Here is a 20,468-nt window from a genome sequence, read left to right on the forward strand (position 1 = left end):
CCCGGTGCGGCACCGGCTCAGGCCCGCGGCACCGGCTCCCGCTCCTTCTCCGGCGCCTCGGCCGGCCCCCGCGCCGCGCGGGCCATGGTCAGGGGCGCGGCAACGCACGCGGCGGCGAGGAGGATGCCGAACGCCACCAGCAACGCGGTGGTGTAGCCGTGCACGGAGGCCTCGGCGGGCGTGGGCCGGCCCGCCGAGGCCAGATGTGACGCGGTGGCGCTGGCCGCGATCGTGTTGAGCAGCGCGGTGCCGAGCGCGGCGCCGAGTTGCTGCGAGGCGTTGTACGCGGCCGACGCCGCCCCGATGTCGTGCCACCGCATGCCCGCGGTGGCCAGGCTGGCGGTCGGCGGCATGACGCAGCCGAGGCCGAGCCCCGTCAGTATCAGCGAGGGCACCAGGAACAGGGGCAGAACGTCCGTGCTCTGCGCCGTCAGCCGGGTCAGGACGAACATCCCGGCCGCCGCGGCGAGCAGGCCCGGGACGATCAGGGCGACCGGCGGGACGCGGCCGTGCAGCCTCCCGGCGATGAGCGTCGAACCGGCCAGCGCGGCAAGGGCGTTGATGATCAGCGTCAGCCCCGCCTGCACCGGCGAGTAGCCGAGGACGGTCTGCGTGTAGTAGCTCATGAACAGGTAGAAGCCGAACATCGCGACGAACATGAGCGTGATCGAGACGAACGCCCCCGCGCGGGCGCGGTGCAGCAGCACGCGCAGCGGCAGCAGTGGATGCGGCGCGCGGGCCTCGACCGCGACGAACGCGGCCAGGAGCAGGACGCCGCCCACCAGCAGGGCCAGCACCTTGGGCGCGCCCCAGCCGAGCGGTTCGGCCTCGTTGAAGGCGTAGACGACCGCGGCGAACCCGGCGGCGCTGAGCAGGGCGCCCGGCACATCGAGCCGCCCGCCGCGGCCGATCGGCGTGTCCCGGGGCACGAGGGCCGTGCCGAGCACCGCGAGCAGCGCGACCGGGACGTTGATGTAGAGGCACCAGCGCCAGCTCGCGTACTCGGTCAGCAGCCCGCCCGCGACCAGGCCGAGGGCCGAGCCCGCGGCGCCGACCGCCGCGAACACGCCGAAGGCCCGGCCGCGTTCGCGTGCCTCGGTGAACGTGGTCGTCAGCAGCGACAGCCCGGCGGGCGCCAGCGCGGCGGCGAACACCCCCTGCAACGCCCGGGCGCCGAACAGCATTTCGGGGTTCACCGCGGCCCCGCCCAGCGCGGAGGCGGCGGCGAAGCCGCTCAGGCCGATGACGAACGTGCGCCGGTGGCCCAGCGCGCCGCTGACCCGGCCGCCGATCAGCAGCAGCCCGCCGAAGGCCAGCGCGTACGCGGTGATCGCCCACTGCCGGCTCGCGTCGGACATGTCGAGCGCGTGCTGCGCGGAGGGCAGCGCGATGTTCACGATGGTCCCGTCCAGGACCACCAGCAACTGGGCCGCGCTCACCGCCAGCAGCGTCCACCACCGGCGCCGTCCGGCGTCGGGTCCCGCCGGGCCGTTGTCCGCCATGCTCCACCACCATCTCTTAGTGTCTAACGATGTACGGTTTCCCCTAACGATGTTAGGGGCGCCGAACAAAGTACTACACTTCCCGGACCGGGCAGGGCGAACAGAGCGATGGACGGGGTGCGATGAGCAGGGCGGGCGACGTACGGAGCGTGTGGCTGCGGCCCCGGCGGACCTCCCGGGGCGAGCCGCCGCTGACGCTCACACGGATCGTCGAGGCGGCCGTCGCGCTGCTCGACGAGGAGGGCATCGAACGGCTCACCATGCGGCGGCTGGCCGAGCGGCTCGCCGTCGTCGCGCCGTCGCTGTACTGGCACGTCGACACAAAGGACGACGTGATCGACCTGGCCGTCGACGCGATCTTCGGCGAGGCGCCCCCCGGGGCCGGGACCGCGGCCCACTGGCGGGAGAGCGTCACCGCCGTGCTGACCACCTGGCGGGCCGCGCTGCTGCGGCACCCCTGGGCCGCCGCCGTCCCGGCCCGGCAACGCCCCACCATCGGGCCGAACTTCCTCGCCCAGATGGAGGCACTTCAAGCCACCCTGGTCGCCGCCGGGTTCACCGGCAAGGGCCTGTCCGCGGCGACCTGGGCGCTGTACAACCACGTCATGGGATCGGCGTCAACGGAATCCGCCCTGCGCATCACCGACGAGGAACGACGCCTGGGCCAGGCCCAGTTGAAGGCCGACAGCGACTGCTACCCGACCCTGGCCGCGCATGGCTACCTCTACGACGACGACTGGGACGGCAGCTTCACCACGGGCCTGGAGTACTTGCTCGACGGCCTGGAGGCACAGCTCGGCCGGACCGGATAGCGGGCCCCGGCCGTTCAGCCGGATTCGCGGGCCAGCAGGCGGTGGCGCAGGGTGTGCTGGGCGCCGGGGCCGTGCCGGGGGGCGTCGCCGGCGAGGATCGCCTCGACCAGCTCGACGGCGGCCCGGGCCAGCCCGCGCGGGTCGAGGTCCACGCTGGTGAGCGTGGGCGACGTCAGCTCGCCGAGCTGGATGCCGTCCATCGAGATGACCGCGAGGTCGTCCGGCACCCGGACGCCGAGCCGGACCAGCTCGTGAACGACGCCCAGCGCCATCACGTCGTTGAAGACGAACAGCCCGTCCAGGCTCGGCACCTGCTCCAGCAGCTCGTGCAGCGCCTTGCGCGCGCCGGCCGGCGACTCGGGGGCGAGCGCCACCGCGTCCGGGCCCGCCAGCAGGCCGGCCTCGGTGGCCAGCCGGGTGAAGACCGGCGCCCGGACGCTGAGGCTGCCGTCCTCGCTGCCGTCGATCATGGCCAGCCGGCCGCGCCCGGCGGCGACGAACCGGTCGACGACCAGGCCGAGATCGTGGTCCAGGTCGAAACGGAACCCGGCGTCGCGCGAGTCGGTGCCCGACAGGTCGAGCTGCACGAGCGGGCCGGAGAAGTGCGGTCCCGTCCGGCCGATGTCCGGCGGCAGATACCCGATGACGGCGTCCACCTGTGGGGCGAGGTCGCGCATGACCTCGGCCGCGTCGCGCCCGTTGGAGCCGATGTAGCTCAAGTGCATGCTCCAGCCGCGGGCGTGCGCCTCGTCGATGACGCTCTCGGCGACCTCGGGGAAGTACGGGTTCATCAGGCTGCGGATGACCAGGCCCAGCGAGGTGCCGGAGCCCCGGACCATGGCGCGGGCGGCCCGGTTGGGGCGGTAGTCCAGCAGGGCGGCGGCGCGCAGCACCCGCTCCTTGGTTTCCTCGCTGATGCCGCTCATGTCGTTCATCGCGCGGGTGACGGTCTGCCGGGAGACCCCGGCCCGCCGCGCGACATCGCGGATCGTCACCCGGCCGCCGGGGGAGACGGGTGGCTCGCCGTGCTCGGGCGCGGTCATCGCGTCGCACCCGCCGGAAGCGCGCGACGCGCCCCGGGCGCGTCGCCGAGCCGAGAGGCTACGGTCATGCCGGTACTCCACCTGGTGACGGGAAAGTCCGCGAACGGCCGCCGTGACCGTTCACGCGGCGCGGCAAACCTACGGGTGGCCCCGAGACCCTGTCAATGCCCCAACTCCCCGCCGCCGGACGGGGTTCCCGCCCGCCACCAGCGCGTTCTCCGGCGCGGGCCCTAACCGGCCAGCATCTCCGCCGACACCTGCCACAGCCGCGCCGCCGCCGCCGGGTCCAGCGCGTAGTCGGCGACGCCGGTGCGGGTGCCCGGGCGGTGCGGCGGCGCCTCGTTGCAGTCCTCGAAGTACCGGCCGCCGACGCCCTCCAGCAGCGGCGACGTCGCGACGAGCACGGACGTCGCCGCGCCCTGCTCGGGCGTCTTCCAGGACGCCTCGCCGCCGCTCTCGGCGCGCAGCCGCGTCAGCTCGTCCTCGGTGACATACCGCTGGAGCCGGGTGCGAATCGTTCCGGGCATCAGGGAGTTGACCGTGATGCCGTCGTCCGCCCAGCGCCGGGACGCCTCGACCGCGAACAGCACGTTCGCCGTCTTGGACTGCCCGTACGCGGCCCACGGTTCGTAGGGGCGGTGGCGGAAGTGGATGTCCTCGAAGACGACCGGCGACCGCAGGTGCGCGGCGGAGCTCACCGACACGACGCGCGCCCCGTCCGCCGCCGCGAGTGCCTCGTGCAGGCCGGTGGTGAGCGCGAAGTGGCCCAGGTGGTTGGTGGCGAACTGGAGCTCCCATCCCTCCGGGGTGCGGGTTTCCGGGGCGGCCATCACGCCCGCGTTGTTCACGAGGATGTGCAACGGGCCGTCCCACAGGGCGGCGAACGACGCGATGGACTCCTGGTCGGCGAGGTCCAGCGGCGCGACGGCCAGCCGCCGGTTGCCGGTGGACTCCATGATGTCCTCGGCCGCGCGCCCGCCCGTGGTGAGGTTCCGCACTGCGAGGGTCACCTCCGCGCCGGCGCCCGCCAGGGCGCGCGCCGTCTCGACGCCGATGCCGGAGGCGCCGCCGGTGACCACCGCGCGGCGGCCGGTGAGATCGATCCCGCTGACCACCTCGGCGGCGGTGGAGGCGGCGGTGAACGGGGTGGTGATGGGGGTGGTCGCGGTCATGGTGGATCCCGTCTCGACTCGGCGAAGCGCGGAGGATCCGCCGCCAGTACGATAAGAACCGGAGGGTCCTCCGTTACGGCCGAAGCTAAGCGGAGGTTTCTCCGCTTGGCAAGCCGCGACGGGCCCAGGAGGAGATGTGCCGGCCACCGGCGACCGACCGCTGCGGGCGGACGCGCGGCGCAACCGCGCCCGGCTGCTCGACGCCGCCGTCCGCGCGTTCTCCCAGGATGGCCCGGAGGTCACGCTGGAGGCGATCGCCCGGGACGCGGGCGTGGGCATCGGCACGCTCTACCGCCACTTCCCGACCCGCGAGGCACTCGTCGAGGCCGCCTACCGCAACGAGTTGGCGCGGCTGTGCGACGCCGTGCCGGACCTGCTCGGGGACCGGCCGCCGGACGCCGCGCTGCGCGCCTGGATGGCTCGTTTCGTCGACTACATGACGACCAAACGGGGCATGGCCGACACCCTGCGCGCCGTCATCGCCTCCGGCGGCGACCCGTACGCGCCCAGCCGCGACCAGCTCACCGCCGCCGTCGGGACGCTGCTGCGGACCGGCGCCGAGACCGGGCACCTGCGCCCGGACATCGACCCTGCCGACCTGCTCGCGGGCCTGGGCGGAGTGGCGCTGGCCACCGGGGAGCCGGGACAGCGCGCACGGGCCGGGCGCCTCCTCGACCTGCTCATGGACGGCCTGCGCCACCACCCGACGGGCAACCGCTGAGGCCGTCGCCCAGGGGCCGTCAACCACCTTGCGGGGACGGGGTGTTGAGGCCGTCGCCGGCGCCTCGGCCGGGGCGCGCCGTGCGGAGGACCTGCTCAACTCGGTGCCGGTCGCCGACGATTCAGTCTCCGGAGGTCTCGCCGTCCGCGCGGTGAGCACCGCGCCCACGGCCGTGCCGACCGCCGTGGACCCCCGCGCACCCCTCGCACCGAACCCGCTCCCCGAGGGCCGTCGTCCGCTGACCACCGGCGCCGCCCCCGGGGCACCGTTGACCCGTGCCGGGGAGCCGCCTAGCATGCGCGAGATTGTCCGATCGTGTGTGAATAGACATCCTTGCTCCCCGCTCGAAAGGCCGCCATCTCGTGCACTCCCCACCGGCCCGCCGCGCCCTCGTCGTCCGTGGCGGATGGGACGGCCATGTCCCTGTCGAGGCCACCGATCTCTTCATCCCGTTTCTGCGCGAGCGCGGCTTCGAGGTGACCGTTTCCGACACTCTCGACTCCTATCTCGACGCCGACGCGCTCGCCGCCACCGACCTCGTCGTCCAGTGCTGGACGATGGGCGAGATCACCCGCGAGCAGTCGGCGGGCCTGGCCGCGGCCGTCGCGGCCGGCACCGGGCTGGCCGGCTGGCACGGCGGCATCTGCGACGCGTTCCGGGACAACACCGAGTACCAGTGGCTGACCGGCGGACAGTTCGTCATGCACCCGCCCGAGTTCGTCCGGCACACCGTCGATGTGGTGCCCGCCCGCGCCGACCACCCCGTGCTGCGCGGGCTGCCCTCCACCCTGCCCGTGCACACCGAGCAGTACCTCGTGCACACCGCGCCGGACATCGATGTGCTGGCCACCACCACGTTCGCCGCCGACGACGGCATCCCGGCGGCGGCCCGGGGCGTCACCTCGCCCGCCGTGTGGACGCGCCAGTGGGGCGCCGGCCGCGTCTTCATCAGCGTCATCGGCCACAAGCTCGACGACCTCACCGACCCCGCCGTGCGCGAACTCACCGAGAGGGGACTGCTGTGGGCGGCCCGCTGACCACCGAGGCACACCCGACCCCCGCCGAGCCCACGACGCCGCTGCGGATCGGCGTCGTCGGCGCCGGTGTCATCAGCCGCGCCTACCTCGGCCACCTCGACGACCACGGCCGGGCCGCCGGACTGGCGCTGACCGCCGTGGCCGACCTCGACCCGGAACGGGCCGCCAAGGCCGCCGCCGGCCGCCGGGGCGTGCGGGCCCTCACGCCCGACGAGCTGTACGCCGCCGAGGACGTCGACCTCGTGCTCAACCTGACCGTCCCGGCCGTGCACGCCGACGTGGCACTGGCCGCGATCGCCGCCGGCAAGCACGTCTACAACGAGAAGCCGCTCGCCCCGGACCGGGAGTCCGGCGCCGCCGTGCTGGCCGCCGCCCGCGCCGCCGGGGTCCGCGTGGGCTGCGCCCCGGACACCGTCCTGGGCCGGGGCGTGCAGACGGCCCGCGCCGCCGTGGCGGCCGGGCACATCGGCCAACCCGTCGCCGCCACCGCGTTCTTCACCAGCCCGGGCCACGAGGCGTGGCACTCCGACCCGGAGTTCTACTACCGGCCCGGCGGCGGTCCGCTGCTGGACATGGGCCCCTACTACCTCAGCGCCCTGGTGCATCTGCTCGGCCCGATCACCGCCGTGACCGGCGCGGCCTCGCGCGCCACCGAGCGGCGCACCATCGGCTCCGGGCCCCGGGCCGGGCACAGCTTCCCGGTCGAGGTGGACACGCATGTCACCGGCGTGCTCAGCCACACCTCCGGCGCGCTGACCACCCTGCTGATGAGCTTCGACACGCACGCCGCCCACCTGCCCCGGATCGAGGTCCACGGCACCGGCGGCAGCCTGTCCGTGCCCGACCCGAACAACTTCGAGGGCCCGGTCGCCCTGCACCCGGCCGGCGCCGGCGAGTGGCGCGAACTGCCGCCGAGCGCGGGCTACGCCGTCTCCGGCCGCGGAGTCGGCCTGGCCGACATGGCCCGGGCCCTGCGCACCGGAACGGCGCACCGGGCCTCCGGCGAACTGGGCCTGCACGTCCTGGAGGCCATGGAGGCGCTGCTGGAGTCGGCCGCCACCGGCCGCCGCGTCGAGGTGAACGCCGACTGCCCGGTGCCGCCCGCCGTCGACTGAACGGCCTGGCGCCGCACCCGGGCCGGCCGCCCTCAGAACAGCCGGCCGGCCCGGACGCCGGCGGGCTCCTCCAGGTCCAGCAGGAACCGTTTCCGGTGGAGCCCGCCCGCGTAACCGGTCAGCGCCCCGTCGGCCCCGACCACGCGGTGGCAGGGGATGACGATCGACACGGGGTTGCGCCCGTTGGCCATGCCCACCGCCTGCGCCAGCGCCGGATCGCCCAACTCCTGGGCCAGCGCGCCATAGGAGCGCCGCTCGCCGTAGGGAATCTCGCGGAGCAGCCGCCAGACGCTCTGCTGGAACGCGTTCCCGCGCGGCGCCAGCGGCAGGTCGAAGCGGGTCAGCTCACCCGCGAAGTACGCCGCGAGCTGCCGCCGGACTTCCCCGAACCCCTCGTCGGTGCGCGGCCCGAACGTCGCCGGATCTGGCATGCGCAGATGTCCCTCGAAGTACAGCGCGATCAGCGCCCCGTCCTCCGCGACCGCCGTCAGCTCGCCCAGCGGCGAATCGACGATCGTATGCGTCATACCCATGACGGCGTCCTTCCCGGTGCGGTCGGCCGGCTCCATGATGCCGGGCCGGTGGACCCGGGCGGTTCAGCGCGTCACCGCGCAGGACGCGACGGCGAACGCCAGCGCGCCCAGGATCGTGGAACAGCCGCAGAACAACAGGAAGCGGGCAAGCCGCATCGCCGTACCTTCCTCCCGACGCGCGTTCGACGTCCGCAACTCACGGTGCCCGTGGTGCGGTTGATGCCTGGCACGTTACGCGAGGCGTGCCCCGTACTTCCTGGGGCAATGATGTTCGATGACGGACACCCGAGGCCCTCGGTGTAATGTTGTTCCCCCTGCAGTGGACAACTGTCCCAACCGAGGAGGTGAGACCCATTACCGCGAGTAAAGGCCGGGTCCTCCTTCCTCACGGCCGAGCGGTCCACCCGGCATAGGTGACCGAGGGAGTGCCCGACGGCATTCCGAAAGGCTCCGCATGTCGGTTCCCGCTGTTCCCCTCTCCCACGCCGCCATCGTCACCAGACTCCGGTCCGCCGGCTGTGTCTTCGCCGAGGACGAGGCGCGGCTGCTCCTGGCCACCGCCACCACCCCCGCCCGGCTCGCCGCCATGGTCGAGCGGCGCGCCACCGGGCTCCCGCTCGAACACGTCCTGGGCTGGGCCGAGTTCTGCGGTCTGCGGATGGCCGTGGACCCCGGGGTGTTCGTGCCCCGGCGCCGCACCGAGTTCCTGGTGCGCACCGCCGCCGCGCTGGCCCGGCCCGGCGCCGTCGTCCTCGACCTGTGCTGCGGATCGGGCGCGCTGGGCGCCGCCCTGGCCGCGCTGCTGGGCCGCGCCGAGCTGCACGCCGCCGACGTCGACCCCGCCGCCGTGGCCTGCGCCCGCCGCAACGTCGCGGCGGCCGGCGGCCGGGTCCACCGGGGCGACCTGTTCGACCCGCTGCCCGCCGCGCTTGCGGGCCGCGTCGAGATCCTGCTCGCCAACGTGCCCTATGTGCCCAGCGCGGACGTCGCGCTGCTGCCCCCGGAGGCCCGCGACCACGAGTCGCGGGCCGCGCTGGACGGCGGCGCGGACGGCCTCGACGTCCTGCGCCGGGTGGCCGCCCAGGCCCCGCGCTGGCTGGCGCCCGGCGGCCATCTGCTGGTCGAGACGAGCGAACGGCAGGTGCCGGGCGCCGTCGAGACGTTCCGCCGCGCGGGACTCGCGACACGCGTGCTCACCTCGGAGGAACACCACGCCACGGTGCTCACCGGAACTCGTGATCCCCGCATGGAGAACGATGGAGCGTCACGGTCCTGGGCATCCACTTCTCGTCCGACGACATCGGCCGCGTGCGCCTGCTGCCCGAGCCGTCCGACCGGGCGCGGCGGGTCAAGCGGCACGTTCGCGTTCACTCTGGGTGGTGAATCTCCGTGAGTCGGTGACGCAGGTGCGGCCCCGGGCCGGTGACATGGGTGAGGTTCACGCCTGTCCGGTGTGATCACCTTCCGACCCGCCCAGGAGGGAACCCGTGTCCCCTGCCCCTTCGTCCCCGAGGCGTGCGCGGCGCACGCGGTACGGCGTCCTGGGCGGCGCGCTGGCGGCCGTTCTCCTTCTCCCGGCCCCGCCCGCCGCCGCCGCGCCGGCCGGCCGGTCCGCGCCCGGCCCGGTCAACGCGGCGTTCGCCGAAGCGGCGGCGGCCTACCAGGTGCCGCGCGACCTCATCGTCGCGGTCGGCTACTCCGAGACCCGCCTCGACGACCACGGCGGACGGCCCAGCCACGCGAACGGCTACGGCGTGATGCACCTGGTCAGCAACCCGCGCCACCGCTCCCTCGACCTCGCCGCCCGGCTCACCGGCGCCTCCGGGGCGGGCCTGCGGCGGAACACCGCGGCCAATATCCGCGGCGCCGCCGCCGTGCTCCGCGCCTACGCCGACGACCTCGGACTCACCGGCGGGGAACGGCGCGACATCGCCGCCTGGTACCCGGCGGTCGCTCGGTACTCGGGCGCCTCGGACGACGCCTCGGCGCGGTTCTACGCCGACGGCGTCTACGCGTATCTCTCCCGGGGCATCGCCGCGCGGACGCCCGCCGGGGAGACGGTCCGCGTCCGGCCCCACCGCGCCGCCCTGGCCGCCGCCGACCCGGGCGACCACGCCGCCACCGACTACCCGGCCGCCCGCTGGATCCCGGCCGACTCCGCCAACTACCGGCCCGGCCGGGAGGCGGCGATCACCACCGTCGTCATCCATGTCGCCGAGGGCACCTACGACGGCACCATCGACTGGTTCCGCGACCCCTTGGCCGAGGTCAGCGCCCACTACGTGATCCGTTCCTCCGACGGCGAGATCACCCAGATGGTGCGCGACGCCGACACGGCCTGGCACGCCAAGTCCGCCAACGACTCCTCCCTCGGCATCGAGCACGAGGGCTACGTCGAGGACGCCACCTGGTTCTCGGAGGCGCTCTACCGCTCCTCGGCCGTGCTCACCCGGCATCTGTGCGACCGCTACGGCATCCCCCGGGACCGGGCGCACATCGTCGGCCACAGCGAGGTCCCCGGCAACGACCACACCGACCCCGGGCCGCACTGGGACTGGGAGCACTATCTGCGGCTGGTCGACACCGCCCCGGGCAGCGCGCTCGGCCGTCCGGCCGCCACGCTCCCCGTCTGAGCCGCCCGTCCGTCCCCCTCCCGCCCTCCGGAAAGCAGCATGCTCAAGCCATTCCCGTTCCCCCGGCGGGCCCGACTCGCCCTGCTCAGCGGCCTGTTGGCGGTCGCGCTGGTCCTCGCCGGCTCGCCGGCCGGCGCGGTCCTCCCGGTGGGCGAGGCCGTTGTCGTCGCCCGCGAACGGAGCGGTGAGCGGACCCTGGACCTGACGATCGACTCCCCGGCCGTCGGCGCCCGGGTGAAGACCCGGATCCTGCTGCCGCCGGGCTTCGACGACCAGCCCGCGCGCACCTGGCCGGTGATCTATCTGCTGCACGGCTGCTGCAACAAGAACGGCGGCTGGGACCGCTGGACCGCGCTCACCGACGTGGCGGAGATCACCGCGGGGACCGAGGCGCTGATCGTGATGCCGGAGGGCGGCGCCGTCGGCTACTACAGCGACTGGTGGAACGGCGGCCGGGGCGGGCCGCCCGCCTGGGAGACGTTCCACCTGGGCGAGTTGCCCCCGCTGCTGGCGCGCGAGGTGCGCGCCGGGCCGCGGCGCGCGGTGGCCGGCGCGTCGATGGGCGGCACCGGCGCCCTTGAATACGCCGGGCGGTACCCGGAGTTCTTCCGGGCCGCCGCCTCCTACAGCGGCCGGCTCGACACCCGGCTGGACGCCGCGGCGGTGCGGCGGCGCCTGGTCGACCACGGCCACGACCCGGATGCCATGTGGGGCGACCCCGTGGCGCAGGCCGGGATCTGGGCCGCGCACAACCCCTGTGACGTGCTGCGGAACATCCCGGCCGGCTTCCCGGTCTATGTCTCCAACGGCGACGGCACGCCGGGCCCGCTGGACGACCCGAACGCCCCGTTCGACGCGCTGGAGGCGCAGTTCGAGGGCATGGCCGAGGCGTACGTCGACCGGGCGCGGCGACAGGGTGTGGCCGTGACCGCCCACCTGTATGGGCCGGGACGCCACAACTATGCCTACTGGGAACGCGAGTTCGCCCTTTCTCTGCCCATGCTGGCGCGTGCCGTCGGCGCCGCCACCACCGTTCCGGCGCCCGCCGGCGAGGTCTCACCCGGGCCAGGGCAGCCACGCGGTCAGGTGGAAGTCCTCCCGGGCGAGGCCGTGTTGGAGCCGTCCGCCGGCGAGTGAGGCGCGTTCGGAGAGGCCGATCAGGCCCTGTCCGGCGCCCGGCACGACGGCGGTCGGGGAGCCGCCGAGTGCGGGGTTGCGCACCTCGACGGTCAGCCCGTCGCCGGGCCCGCCGCTCACGGTCACGGTCACCGGGGCGTCCGGCGCGTGCTTGCGCGCGTTCGTCAGGCCCTCCTGCACGATGCGGTACGCGGTGCGGCCGGCCACCGGCGGCGCGGTGCCCGGGTCCGCGACGCGCTGCCGCAGGTCGACGCGCATGCCCGCCGTGCGCGACTCCGCGGCCAGCAGCTCCAGGTCCGCCAGCACCGGCTGCGGGCGGCCGGCGTCGTCCGGGGCGCGCAACACCTGGATGACCTCGCGCAGATCCTCCAGCGCCTGGTGCGCGCTGTCCCTGATCACGCCCGCGGCCCGCCGGACCTCCTCGGGCGGCGCGCCCGGGTTGAACTCCAGCGCCCCCGCGTGGACGCTCAGCAGCGACAGCCGGTGCGCGAGCACGTCGTGCATCTCCCGCGCGATGTCCTCCCGGGCCTGCCGCCGCGCCTCGGCCGCCGCCCGTTCGGCCTGTTCGCGCAACGAGAGGACCAACTGCCGCCGGGAGCGCACGAACAGGCCCCAGCCGATGGACGCGGCGATCAGCACGAAGTAGACCAGGCTCCGCGTGGCGGACAGCACCTCGGGCTCGGCTACCTGCCGGGCGATGACCACCGGAAGGGGGGCCAGCGCGAGCCCGCCGACCCAGGTCGTGACGCGCGGCGGGCGGTGCACCGCCACCGTGAACAGCGCCACCATGGTGGCCGCCGTCACAAAGTGGGCGAACGCGCCGGTCACCAGCAGCGCCAGGGCGAGCTGCACGGGCCAGCGCCGCCGCAGGAACACCGCGGGACAGCTCAGCAGCCATGTGATGTCGTCGAAGGCCACCTGGGCCGGCGACCGCTCGTGCCCGGACACCGCACCGTCGGCGAGGACCAGCGAGAAGCCGACCACGAACACGAAGAGCCCCAGGTCGACGAGCCAGTCGCGACGGAAACGGAGACGGCGCATGTTCCCCGAATCTACGTGCCGCCGCGCCCCTCCGCCGCACCCGCGAACGAATCCGAGACCTTCGGATGACACCCGCCGCCAGCCCGCGACTTTGGTCGCCGGAGCGCGTTCACCCGTCCCCGGCGAGGAAGGCGAGCAGGCGGTCGAGCGAGGGCGGGCCGTCGTCACCGGTGTCCACGGTGTGCGCCGGGAACGGCGCGTCCAGCCCCTCGAACTCCGCCGGCGCAAGGGAGCCGTCGCGCAGCCCCGCCAGAACCGCGGCGTCGGGAAACGGCCACCGCCGGTGCGGCCCCTCCGCCAGCCGGTCCCGCACCCGCCGCTCCAGCACCTCACGCGGTGCCCGGCAGATCACCAGCCGGACCTCCGCGACGGCGTCGAGCGCGGCCAGCCGCTCCTCGGCCCGGCCGCGCCGCAGCGCCCACTCGGCGACCAGGCTCACGCCGGCCCCGCTCAGATCCCGCAGCGTCGACCAGAACGCCTCGGCCGCTCGCGCGGCGATGTCGTCGGGAACGCCGCCGCTGGTGAAGCAGATGCCCGCCTTGACGGCGTCGCGGGAGATCACCGGCAGGCACGTCTCCTCGCCGAGCCGCCGGGCGAGGGATGACTTCCCGCTGCCGGGGGGACCGCTGACCATGACGAGCAGGGGACGCCGCCGGGGGCGGTCGTTCCGGAAAGTCGGTGGCCGGGTGTGAACGCGACCGGTCATGCGCATATATGACCACGACGTGACGGATGGCGATCGAGTTTCAGATGGGATTTGGCTTTTCGCCATCCGATCTCTTCCGAGAGGGCCGGTTCCGGCCCTCGTCAGGCACCCGAGGAAGGACCCGGAAGTCCATGTTCAAGCGTGAGAGTGCGAGATCAGCGCGCAGCAAGGCCACCTTCATCGTCGGCGGCGCCATCACGGCGACGCTCGTCGCCCTCACCGGCGGGCCGGCCGCCGCGCAGGCGCCGGCCGCGGCGAGTGCGGCGGAGTGCAACGTGAGCGGCGCGCTGTGTCTCTTCGACGGCACCGACTTCACCGGCGAGCTGTTCACCGTCAGCTCGGCCGTCCCCGGGGGCACCTGTGTCAGCCTCGTCGACCACGGCTGGGGCGACCGGGCCCGGTCGGCGATCAACACCAACGACGCCAGCGCCGCCCTGTTCGCCAACGACGACTGCCTCGGCGGGCCGTACCAGGTGCCCGCCGGCGGCAGCATCAGCGACCTCGGCAGCTTCGCGGCGAAGAGCGTCTGGGTCGCCGACTAGTAGCCGGCCGTGGCGGTGGCCGGGATCACCGGCCGCCGCCGAAGTGGCCCTTGTCGATCACCGCGTGAACGCCCACCGTCCGGTCCACGACCTGCGAGATGTGGAAGTCGGCCGCCGCCGACAGATACGCGTACGCCACCGCCCGGTCCATGCCCAGGTCGTGTTCGAGGAAGTCCAGCGCGTTCACCACGGCCCGCCGCATCGCCGTGTCCAGGTCGTTGACCTGGCCGTTCCGGCCGCCGTCCGGGTCGGACAGCCCCACCGGCAGCCAGGCGTCGGCCGTCTCGCCGAAGGGGTAGCGGAACGCCACCGACGGCGCGTCGCCCGAGCCCGGCTTGCAGACGGTCAGCCGGAACGTCGTCCGCAGCGAGCCCTCCACCGCCGTCAGCGCCACCTCGCCGTCCGCCATTGCGAAGTGCGGGTCACCCGTGTAGAACAGGGCGCCCTCGGCGAACACCGGCAGGTAGAACGCCGAGCCCTGCCGCAGCAGGTTGATGTCGATGTTCCCGCCGCCCAGGTTCGGCGGTATGGAGTTCAGCTCGGGCGCGTTCAGGGCCTCGCCCGCCGCGAACGCGACCCCCATGGTGCCCATGTGCGGCCCCAGCGGGAACGTCACCTCGCCCCGCGAACCCAGCGGCAGCACCCCGTTCAGCGCACCGCCCCGGCCGCGGCGGATCGCCGTGAACACCGACACGTTCCCGTACTCCGCGGGGTCGCCGCCCGGCCGGCCGTCGGTCGCCACCGGCGGCATGACCTCCGCCGCCGTGATCCCGGCCGGCGCCCCGCCGTCCGTCTGCCGGGCCAGCGCGCCCTTCCCGTGCCGGCTGGAGATCACGCCGTAGGGCACGCGCGGCAGCAGCGACAGCGGCTCCACCTTCAGCACATCGCCCGGCTCGGCGCCCGCCACATGAATCGGCCCGGTGATGACGTGCGGGCCGTCCGCGTCGAAGTCCCGCTCGGCGCGCGCGTAGTCCCGGGCGATGGCCACGGCGTCGCTCAGCACCTGCCCGGCCGGCACCTCGTGCCCGCCGAAGTACGCGACCGGGTCGCGGCCCTGGTCCTCCAGCAGCCCCTCGTGCGAGACCGAGTCGACGGTCACCGTCTCGCCCGAGCGGATCCGCAGCACCGGCTCCGCGTCCACGGACGGCAGATAGCCCCAGCGGATCTGGTCGGGCAGCGACGGCAGATAGTGGTCGCCGTCGATCGGACCCCGGCCGGGCTGCAGGATCTCCCGGGGGTAGGGCGTCCGGGACGGCGCCGCGGCGCGCGCCTCGCCGCCCGCCGCCAGGGCGGCGGCGGATCCGGCGGCGGTCACCGCGCCGGCGGCGCGCAGGAAGCCGCGGCGTCCCAGCGCGGCGATGAGCAGATCACGGGTCTGGGCGGGGGTGTGCATGGTGTTTCTCCTGTTCCCGGTGGTGCGCCGCCACCCTAAGAGCGCCACCCGGCCCGTCCCGGGCCGCACCGAGAACGACCCGAACTTCTCACCCGGCCGAAACACACCGCCCCCGGAGGGCCGTTCACCGACACCTGACGGAAACACCCGTTCCAGCCGAACGTGCCCGGACGCGCACGGAGTGCAGCACAGTGACTCCTCCCTCTGGATGGATCCGGCGGGCTTCTCCTGTCGGTGGCCAGGCCACGTCAGGAAGGACCAGCCCGGCCCTGATAGCGGCGTTGAGTGCGCCCACCTGGTCGGCGCTGGCGGTGTGGCCACGTCGGGTGCCGTGAATGCTCCTGTTCAACCCGGCCTTCGCGGCAGCGCCGTTGAGCAGGAAGCTGCCGGGCGTCCCGGGGTCCGGCCTGGCCTTCGGGGTGCGGACCATGCTCGCGATCCGCAGGCGTTCGTGCGCGATCACGTCGTAGGTGCCCCGCCCCGGCTGCCAGCCAAGGCCCTGTCGGCTGACGCTCAGTTCGAGCCCACCGGGTCCACCAGCAGTTCCGGGACGGCCCGCTGGGCCGCCTGTCGCAGGGCGGGGATCGCGGACTCGGGGACCGAGCGGTGGGGCCAGCGGACGCGGGTGCCGGTTTGGGACCAGTCGCCGATGGCGCAGAGGGTCTTGTCCAGGGCGGGGTCGCAGTAGCCGTCCGCCGCCAGGGGGGCGATGTGGTGGTCCAGGAAGTCCCTTAGCCGCGCCTCCAGTTCGCGTGCGGCCGGTGGGTTCGTGTGCATCATCTCGTACCAGCGCACCACGCCGGCCGGGCTCATGCAGGCGACGTTGGAGTAGGACCCGGCCGCGCCCGCCGGGTGGGCCGTGGCCAGGGTGTGGCCCGCGACGAACACCGCGAACCGGTCGGTGAGTCCGGTGGCCACCTCCACCGAGGGCACCTTGACGCCGATGACCTCGGGGCGTTCCTCCGCGATGCGGGCCAGCAGTCCGGGGCCCACCCGGGTCTTCGCGTAGGGCGGGTTGTACAGCACGAGTGGCACGCCGTCGGCCGCCTCCGCCATCCGGGCCAGCGCGGCGAGGACTTCGGCGGGGTGCAGCGGCAGCCAGTCGGGCAGGACGATCTGGATGGCGCCGGGGCGGAGCCGGGCGGCGCGGCGGATCCGGCTGAGGGACAACTGGCCGCTGGGGTGTGAGGCGCCGAGCTGGAACGGGATGCCCGCCGCCGCGCAGCGCCCGGCCACCAGCTCGTGCAACTGGTCGTACTCCGGCTCGGACAGCGTGTGGAACTCGCCGGCCGTGCCGTTGGTGTAGACGCCGTGCACCCCGGCGCCCAGCACCGTGCCGAGGGCGACCTCCAGGCGGCGGAAGTCGATCGTCTCGTCCTCGGCGACGGGCAGCAGCACGGTGGACCAGATGCCGGTCAGCGTCCGGGAGTTCAGTGTGAACATGGGAGCCTCCGCCGCGCCATGCTACGCCCGCCCGGTGGGGGCGGGCGTAGTGACAGTGCTCCCGTCACGCCGGAGTGCGCACCCGGGGAACGGACTTGGGCGCCGGGGGCCGTGCCGTGGCCCGGGCCAGGAGGCCGGCCACGACGGCGGCCGTGGCGACCGCGAGCATCGCGTTGCGCAGGCCGACGTGCTCGCCGAGCAGGCCCAGCGCGGGCGGGCCGGCGAGGAACGCGAGGTAGCCGGTGGTGGCGACCGCGCTGACCCGGGCGGCGGACTGGTGCTGCTCGTCGCCGGCCGCGGACAGCGTGACCGGGAAGCCGAGCGAGGCGCCGAGCCCCCACAGCACGACGGCGGCCGCGGCCAGCGCCGGATGCGGGGCGAAGACGACGACGAGGATGCCCGCCGCGGCGAACACCGCGCTGGTGCGGACCACGATGACGCGGCCGAAGCGGCTGAGGAAGAACTCGCCGCTGAACCGCCCCACGGCCATCGACGCGGCGAACAGGGTGTAGACGAGGGAGCCGGCGGTGGAGCCCAGGTCGTAGCCGTCCACCATGATCAGCGGAAGCCAGTCGCTGGCCGCGCCCTCGGCCAGGGCCATGCCCAGCACGATCAGGCCCAGCATGAGGACGCGCGGTTCACGCCAGACCGCCAGCCGCTCGGCGGCCGTCAGGCGCGGGGTGTCGGTGGATTCGGCGCTCTCCTTGCCGGTGTCCGCCGGGATCTGGCGCACGGCCCACAGGGCGATCGGCGTGCAGAGCGCGCCGACGACCCACAGGTGCCAGGAGACGGGGAAGTCGATGCTCGTGAGCCAGATGCCGAGCATCGCCCCGATGACGGTGCCGGCGCTGAAGCAGCCGTGCAGGGCGGGCAGGACGGGGCGGGAGAGCAGCTTCTCCAGCGCGGCGCCCTCGACGTTGAGCGCGATCTCCATCAGGCCGCTGCCGGCGCCGAACAGCATCAGGCCGGCGAAGACCCCGGGCGCGGCGCCGGCCGCCGCGCCGGAGCCGAGGACCAGCAGGCCCAGACAGACGAGGGATATGCCCATGGCGGCGACGGGCCGGCCGCCCAGCCGGGCGACGAGGTAGCCGGATGTGAGGACGCCCGCCATCGCGCCGACCGAGAGGCCGAACAGGACGAGGCCCATCTCGGCGGTGGAGGCGCCTATCTCATCGCGGATGGCGGGCGTGCGCGTCACCCAGGACGCGAGGGCGACACCGGTGATGACGAAGAGCGCGAACAAGCCATAACGCCACAACTTCGAGCGTCGTTCGAGGAAGGATATGTCGGTGGTCATGAAAAAGGTGGTTCTCCGGAACGGAACTGGTGTGGTTCTTCAGAGATCGCGGACGACTCTGGCGGGATTGCCGACGGCCACGACGTTGGCCGGCAGGTTCTTGGTGACGACCGAGCCCGCGCCGACGACGGTGTTCTCGCCGATGGTCACCCCGGGGCAGACGATGACGCCGCCGCCGAGCCAGACGTTGTCGCCGATGGTGATCGGCTCGGCGGCCTCCCATTTGGCGCGCCTCGGTTCGGGCTCCACCGGATGGGTCGGGGTCAGCAACTGGACATGGGGGCCCATCTGGACGTCGGCGCCGATGGTGATCCGCGCCACGTCGAGGAAGACAGCGCCGAAGTTGACGAACGTGCGCGGGCCGATCGTGATCCGGTAGCCGTAGTCCACGCGCAGCGGCGGACGCACCTCGGTGCCCTCACCCAGCTCGCCGAGGAGCTCGGCGAGCGCGGCCCGGCGGCCCTCGGGGTCCGCCGCGGAGGTGGCGTTGAAGCGCTCGCTCAGCAGGGCTCCGCGCAGGCCGTCGGCGGCCAGCTCGGGGTCGTCCGCGAGGTACGGCTGCCCGGCGAGCATGCGCTCCTTCTGGCTGGTCACGGATGTCTCCTCGAATTCGGTGGAGCGAAGAGAGATCGAGAAGGGCACAGTGTCATATCTGCCGGGACGGTGCCATCCAGGACGGCTGTCAATCTATGCGGCGTTTACGGTCGTAAGCATCCAGGAACATCACGCGTCCCGTCCTGGCGGGCCAGCGCGGCGGCGCCGTCCGAGGGAGATTAGCGGAACTGGTGTACACATTTTGCATATGCGTTCGACAGAACCTGATGCGCTTCCGTTGCCTCACCGGGAGTGGCGCAGCTCCCGCAGGACCTCGGCGAGCACCGCGACGCCCTCGGTGATGTCCGGTACCCGGCTGGCCGCGTAACCCAGCACGAGGCCCGGCCGGTTCGGCCGCTGGCAGTGCCAGGACAGCGGCTGTGTCTTCACGCCGCGCGCCAGCGCCGCCGCGGCGAGGTCCGTGTCGGCCACCTCGCCCGGAAGGGTGACCAGCAGGTGCAGACCCGCCGCCGCGCCGTGCACCACCGCGCCCGGCAGCCGCGCGGCGAGCGCGGCGGTCATCGCGTCCCGCCGGCGGCGGTGGCGGCGGCGCAGCAGCCGCAGGTGCCGTTCCAGCTCGCCGGACTCCATCAGCCGGGCCAGGACGAGCTGCGGCAGCACGGCGTTGCCGAGGTCGGCGAACCGCTTGGCGGCCACCAGCGCCTCGCGGTGCCGCGGCGGCGCCAGGATCCAGCCCACCCGCAGCGCGGGCGCGAGGAGTTTGGACACGCTGCCCGCGTAGCAGACGTGTTCGGCCAGCATCGAGCGCAGCGCGGGGACGGGCGGCCGGTCGTAACGGTGCTCGGCGTCGTAGTCGTCCTCGACGATCAGGCCGCCGGTCCGCGCCCACCGCATCAGCTCGCGCCGCCGCCCGCCGCCGAGCACCACCCCGGTGGGGAACTGGTGGGCGGGCGTCAGCAGCACGGCGGGCGCGCCCGTGGCGCGCAGCGCGTCGACGCGCAGCCCGTCGGCGTCGACCGGGACGGGTGGCGTGGCCAGGCCGCGGTGGCGCAGATGCTGGCGCGCGCCCAGCGAGCCGGGGTCCTCCACGGCGATCTCGGTCAGGCCCGCGCTGGTGAGCACCTCCGCGATCAGGCCGAACGCCTGCGAGGTGCCGGCGACGATCAGCACCTCGCCGGGGTCGGCGCGGATGCCGCGGTAGCGGGCCAGCCAGTTCGCCACGGCCCGCCGCAGCTCGGGGGTGCCCCGGGGGTCGCCGTAGCCGAGGCCGGCCGCGGCCAGGCCGTCGAGCACGGCGCGCTCGGCCCGCAGCCAGGCCGCCCGGGGGAACGCGGCCAGGTCGGGCACGCCGGGGGAGAGGTCGATTCGCGCCGGGCGGTCGCGCAGCGCGTCGAAGACGTCCGTGCCCGGCGCGGTGAACAGGTCGGCGGCCGGGGCGGGTTGGGGTCGACCGGGCGAGTGCGGGGGCGGTGGCGCCGGGGCGGCGACGACCACCGTGCCGTTCCGGCCGCGTCCGGCGGCGTGCCCGTCCTCGATCAGGCGCTGGTACGCCTCGGTGACCACGCCCCGGGAGACGTGCAGCTCGGCGGCGAGCACGCGGGTGGCGGGCAGCCGGCTGCCCACCGGCAGGCGGCCGTCCGCCACGGCGCGGCGTAGGTGCCCGGCCAGCCAGTCGGACAGCCCGCCGGGCGGCGCGTCCTCGGCGTTGAGCTGGAGGAAGTCGGAGCCGGACGGTTTGGACCGGTCCACCGTGCCCTCATTGGACCTGTTCATGCGGGCCATTGTG

General features: G+C 74.1%; 17 protein-coding genes and 2 pseudogenes. 8 read left to right on the forward strand and 11 right to left on the reverse strand.

Features of this window, described 5'->3' with window-relative positions:
* Nucleotides 1-17: 17 nt before the first annotated feature.
* Nucleotides 18-1,502 (reverse strand): MFS transporter, encoded by a 1,485-nt coding sequence (locus RM590_RS24740; RefSeq protein ID WP_311706906.1) that lies wholly within the window; start codon nucleotides 1,500-1,502, stop codon nucleotides 18-20.
* Between the two features lie 122 nt (nucleotides 1,503-1,624).
* On the opposite strand from RM590_RS24740, the gene RM590_RS24745 reads away from it, so the two are divergent.
* Complete coding sequence (locus RM590_RS24745; RefSeq protein WP_311706907.1) at nucleotides 1,625-2,314, forward strand: TetR/AcrR family transcriptional regulator C-terminal domain-containing protein; 690 nt, start codon at nucleotides 1,625-1,627, stop codon at nucleotides 2,312-2,314.
* Between the two features lie 14 nt (nucleotides 2,315-2,328).
* Here the strand turns inward: RM590_RS24745 and RM590_RS24750 are convergent, their stop codons facing one another.
* Nucleotides 2,329-3,357 (reverse strand): LacI family DNA-binding transcriptional regulator, encoded by a 1,029-nt coding sequence (locus tag RM590_RS24750; protein ID WP_311706908.1) that lies wholly within the window; start codon nucleotides 3,355-3,357, stop codon nucleotides 2,329-2,331.
* A gap of 230 nt (nucleotides 3,358-3,587) precedes the next feature.
* Nucleotides 3,588-4,529, reverse strand: coding sequence for an SDR family NAD(P)-dependent oxidoreductase (locus tag RM590_RS24755; RefSeq protein WP_311706909.1), 942 nt, complete (start codon nucleotides 4,527-4,529; stop codon nucleotides 3,588-3,590).
* A 136-nt stretch (nucleotides 4,530-4,665) separates the two neighbouring features.
* Between RM590_RS24755 and RM590_RS24760 the strand changes: the two genes are divergently transcribed.
* The 3 genes from RM590_RS24760 (at nucleotide 4,666) to RM590_RS24770 (ending at nucleotide 7,402) form a co-directional block, all read left to right on the forward strand.
* On the forward strand, nucleotides 4,666-5,250 hold the full coding sequence (locus RM590_RS24760; protein WP_311706910.1) for a TetR/AcrR family transcriptional regulator: 585 nt from the start codon (nucleotides 4,666-4,668) through the stop codon (nucleotides 5,248-5,250).
* Nucleotides 5,251-5,612: 362 nt separating this feature from the next.
* The gene (locus RM590_RS24765) at nucleotides 5,613-6,287 is read left to right on the forward strand and encodes a ThuA domain-containing protein (RefSeq protein ID WP_311706911.1); all 675 of its coding nucleotides are present in this window, start codon (nucleotides 5,613-5,615) and stop codon (nucleotides 6,285-6,287) included.
* Nucleotides 6,272-7,402: a Gfo/Idh/MocA family protein gene (locus RM590_RS24770; protein ID WP_311706912.1), complete on the forward strand. Its 1,131-nt coding sequence runs from the start codon at nucleotides 6,272-6,274 to the stop codon at nucleotides 7,400-7,402. The genes RM590_RS24765 and RM590_RS24770 overlap by 16 nt, the downstream gene beginning before the upstream one ends.
* A 32-nt stretch (nucleotides 7,403-7,434) precedes the next feature.
* On the opposite strand, the gene RM590_RS24775 is transcribed toward RM590_RS24770, so the two are convergent.
* Nucleotides 7,435-7,935 carry a methylated-DNA--[protein]-cysteine S-methyltransferase gene (locus tag RM590_RS24775; protein ID WP_311706913.1) on the reverse strand — a complete coding sequence of 167 codons (501 nt, stop codon included), beginning with the start codon at nucleotides 7,933-7,935 and terminating at the stop codon, nucleotides 7,435-7,437.
* Between the two features lie 454 nt (nucleotides 7,936-8,389).
* Between RM590_RS24775 and RM590_RS24780 the strand changes: the two are divergent.
* From RM590_RS24780 to RM590_RS24790, 3 genes and pseudogenes are all read left to right on the forward strand, one after another.
* A pseudogene (locus tag RM590_RS24780) lies at nucleotides 8,390-9,172 on the forward strand (putative protein N(5)-glutamine methyltransferase); the annotation flags it as partial.
* A gap of 304 nt (nucleotides 9,173-9,476) precedes the next feature.
* A pseudogene (locus RM590_RS24785) lies at nucleotides 9,477-10,532 on the forward strand (N-acetylmuramoyl-L-alanine amidase); the annotation flags it as partial.
* 75 nt (nucleotides 10,533-10,607) lie between these two features.
* Nucleotides 10,608-11,705 carry an alpha/beta hydrolase gene (locus RM590_RS24790; RefSeq protein ID WP_311706914.1) on the forward strand — a complete coding sequence of 366 codons (1,098 nt, stop codon included), beginning with the start codon at nucleotides 10,608-10,610 and terminating at the stop codon, nucleotides 11,703-11,705.
* On the opposite strand, the gene RM590_RS24795 is transcribed toward RM590_RS24790, so the two are convergent.
* Both RM590_RS24795 and RM590_RS24800 read right to left on the reverse strand, forming a co-directional pair.
* Nucleotides 11,625-12,746 (reverse strand): sensor histidine kinase, encoded by a 1,122-nt coding sequence (locus tag RM590_RS24795; protein ID WP_311706915.1) that lies wholly within the window; start codon nucleotides 12,744-12,746, stop codon nucleotides 11,625-11,627. The genes RM590_RS24790 and RM590_RS24795 overlap by 81 nt on opposite strands.
* A gap of 109 nt (nucleotides 12,747-12,855) precedes the next feature.
* A complete protein-coding gene (locus RM590_RS24800; RefSeq protein ID WP_394813966.1) occupies nucleotides 12,856-13,518 on the reverse strand; it encodes an AAA family ATPase in 663 nt (220 codons plus the stop codon).
* Nucleotides 13,519-13,583: 65 nt separating this feature from the next.
* Between RM590_RS24800 and RM590_RS24805 the strand changes: the two genes are divergently transcribed.
* The gene (locus RM590_RS24805) at nucleotides 13,584-13,994 is read left to right on the forward strand and encodes a peptidase inhibitor family I36 protein (protein WP_311706917.1); all 411 of its coding nucleotides are present in this window, start codon (nucleotides 13,584-13,586) and stop codon (nucleotides 13,992-13,994) included.
* Nucleotides 13,995-14,019: 25 nt separating this feature from the next.
* Here the strand turns inward: RM590_RS24805 and RM590_RS24810 are convergent, their stop codons facing one another.
* The 5 genes from RM590_RS24810 to pdxR form a co-directional block, all read right to left on the reverse strand.
* The gene (locus RM590_RS24810; protein ID WP_311706918.1) at nucleotides 14,020-15,387 is read right to left on the reverse strand and encodes an acetamidase/formamidase family protein; all 1,368 of its coding nucleotides are present in this window, start codon (nucleotides 15,385-15,387) and stop codon (nucleotides 14,020-14,022) included.
* Between the two features lie 513 nt (nucleotides 15,388-15,900).
* Nucleotides 15,901-16,830, reverse strand: a complete 930-nt coding sequence (locus RM590_RS24815) for a dihydrodipicolinate synthase family protein (protein ID WP_311706919.1) — start codon at nucleotides 16,828-16,830, stop codon at nucleotides 15,901-15,903.
* A 64-nt stretch (nucleotides 16,831-16,894) separates the two neighbouring features.
* Complete coding sequence (locus RM590_RS24820; protein ID WP_311706920.1) at nucleotides 16,895-18,127, reverse strand: MFS transporter; 1,233 nt, start codon at nucleotides 18,125-18,127, stop codon at nucleotides 16,895-16,897.
* Nucleotides 18,128-18,166: 39 nt separating this feature from the next.
* Nucleotides 18,167-18,700, reverse strand: coding sequence for a sugar O-acetyltransferase (locus RM590_RS24825; protein WP_311707003.1), 534 nt, complete (start codon nucleotides 18,698-18,700; stop codon nucleotides 18,167-18,169).
* Between the two features lie 264 nt (nucleotides 18,701-18,964).
* Complete coding sequence (gene pdxR, locus RM590_RS24830) at nucleotides 18,965-20,455, reverse strand: MocR-like pyridoxine biosynthesis transcription factor PdxR (protein WP_311706921.1); 1,491 nt, start codon at nucleotides 20,453-20,455, stop codon at nucleotides 18,965-18,967.
* Nucleotides 20,456-20,468: the final 13 nt, after the last annotated feature.

This window comes from Streptomyces litchfieldiae (assembly GCF_031845365.1).
In the GTDB taxonomy this organism is placed as follows: Bacteria; Actinomycetota; Actinomycetes; order Streptomycetales; family Streptomycetaceae; genus Streptomyces; species Streptomyces litchfieldiae.

What these genes read in the sequence shown, in the direction of transcription:
- RM590_RS24795 (WP_311706915.1), bottom strand. Translation starts at nt 12,746, where the DNA reads ATGCGCCGTCTCCGTTTCCGTCGCGACTGGCTCGTCGACCTGGGGCTC.
- RM590_RS24790 (WP_311706914.1), top strand. Translation starts at nt 10,608, where the DNA reads ATGCTCAAGCCATTCCCGTTCCCCCGGCGGGCCCGACTCGCCCTGCTC.
- pdxR (WP_311706921.1), bottom strand. Translation starts at nt 20,455, where the DNA reads ATGAACAGGTCCAATGAGGGCACGGTGGACCGGTCCAAACCGTCCGGC.
- RM590_RS24745 (WP_311706907.1), top strand. Translation starts at nt 1,625, where the DNA reads ATGAGCAGGGCGGGCGACGTACGGAGCGTGTGGCTGCGGCCCCGGCGG.
- RM590_RS24775 (WP_311706913.1), bottom strand. Translation starts at nt 7,935, where the DNA reads ATGGGTATGACGCATACGATCGTCGATTCGCCGCTGGGCGAGCTGACG.
- RM590_RS24755 (WP_311706909.1), bottom strand. Translation starts at nt 4,529, where the DNA reads ATGACCGCGACCACCCCCATCACCACCCCGTTCACCGCCGCCTCCACC.
- RM590_RS24810 (WP_311706918.1), bottom strand. Translation starts at nt 15,387, where the DNA reads ATGCACACCCCCGCCCAGACCCGTGATCTGCTCATCGCCGCGCTGGGA.
- RM590_RS24825 (WP_311707003.1), bottom strand. Translation starts at nt 18,700, where the DNA reads ATGCTCGCCGGGCAGCCGTACCTCGCGGACGACCCCGAGCTGGCCGCC.
- RM590_RS24805 (WP_311706917.1), top strand. Translation starts at nt 13,584, where the DNA reads ATGTTCAAGCGTGAGAGTGCGAGATCAGCGCGCAGCAAGGCCACCTTC.
- RM590_RS24740 (WP_311706906.1), bottom strand. Translation starts at nt 1,502, where the DNA reads ATGGCGGACAACGGCCCGGCGGGACCCGACGCCGGACGGCGCCGGTGG.
- RM590_RS24820 (WP_311706920.1), bottom strand. Translation starts at nt 18,127, where the DNA reads ATGACCACCGACATATCCTTCCTCGAACGACGCTCGAAGTTGTGGCGT.
- RM590_RS24815 (WP_311706919.1), bottom strand. Translation starts at nt 16,830, where the DNA reads ATGTTCACACTGAACTCCCGGACGCTGACCGGCATCTGGTCCACCGTG.
- RM590_RS24800 (WP_394813966.1), bottom strand. Translation starts at nt 13,518, where the DNA reads ATGGCGAAAAGCCAAATCCCATCTGAAACTCGATCGCCATCCGTCACG.
- RM590_RS24750 (WP_311706908.1), bottom strand. Translation starts at nt 3,357, where the DNA reads ATGACCGCGCCCGAGCACGGCGAGCCACCCGTCTCCCCCGGCGGCCGG.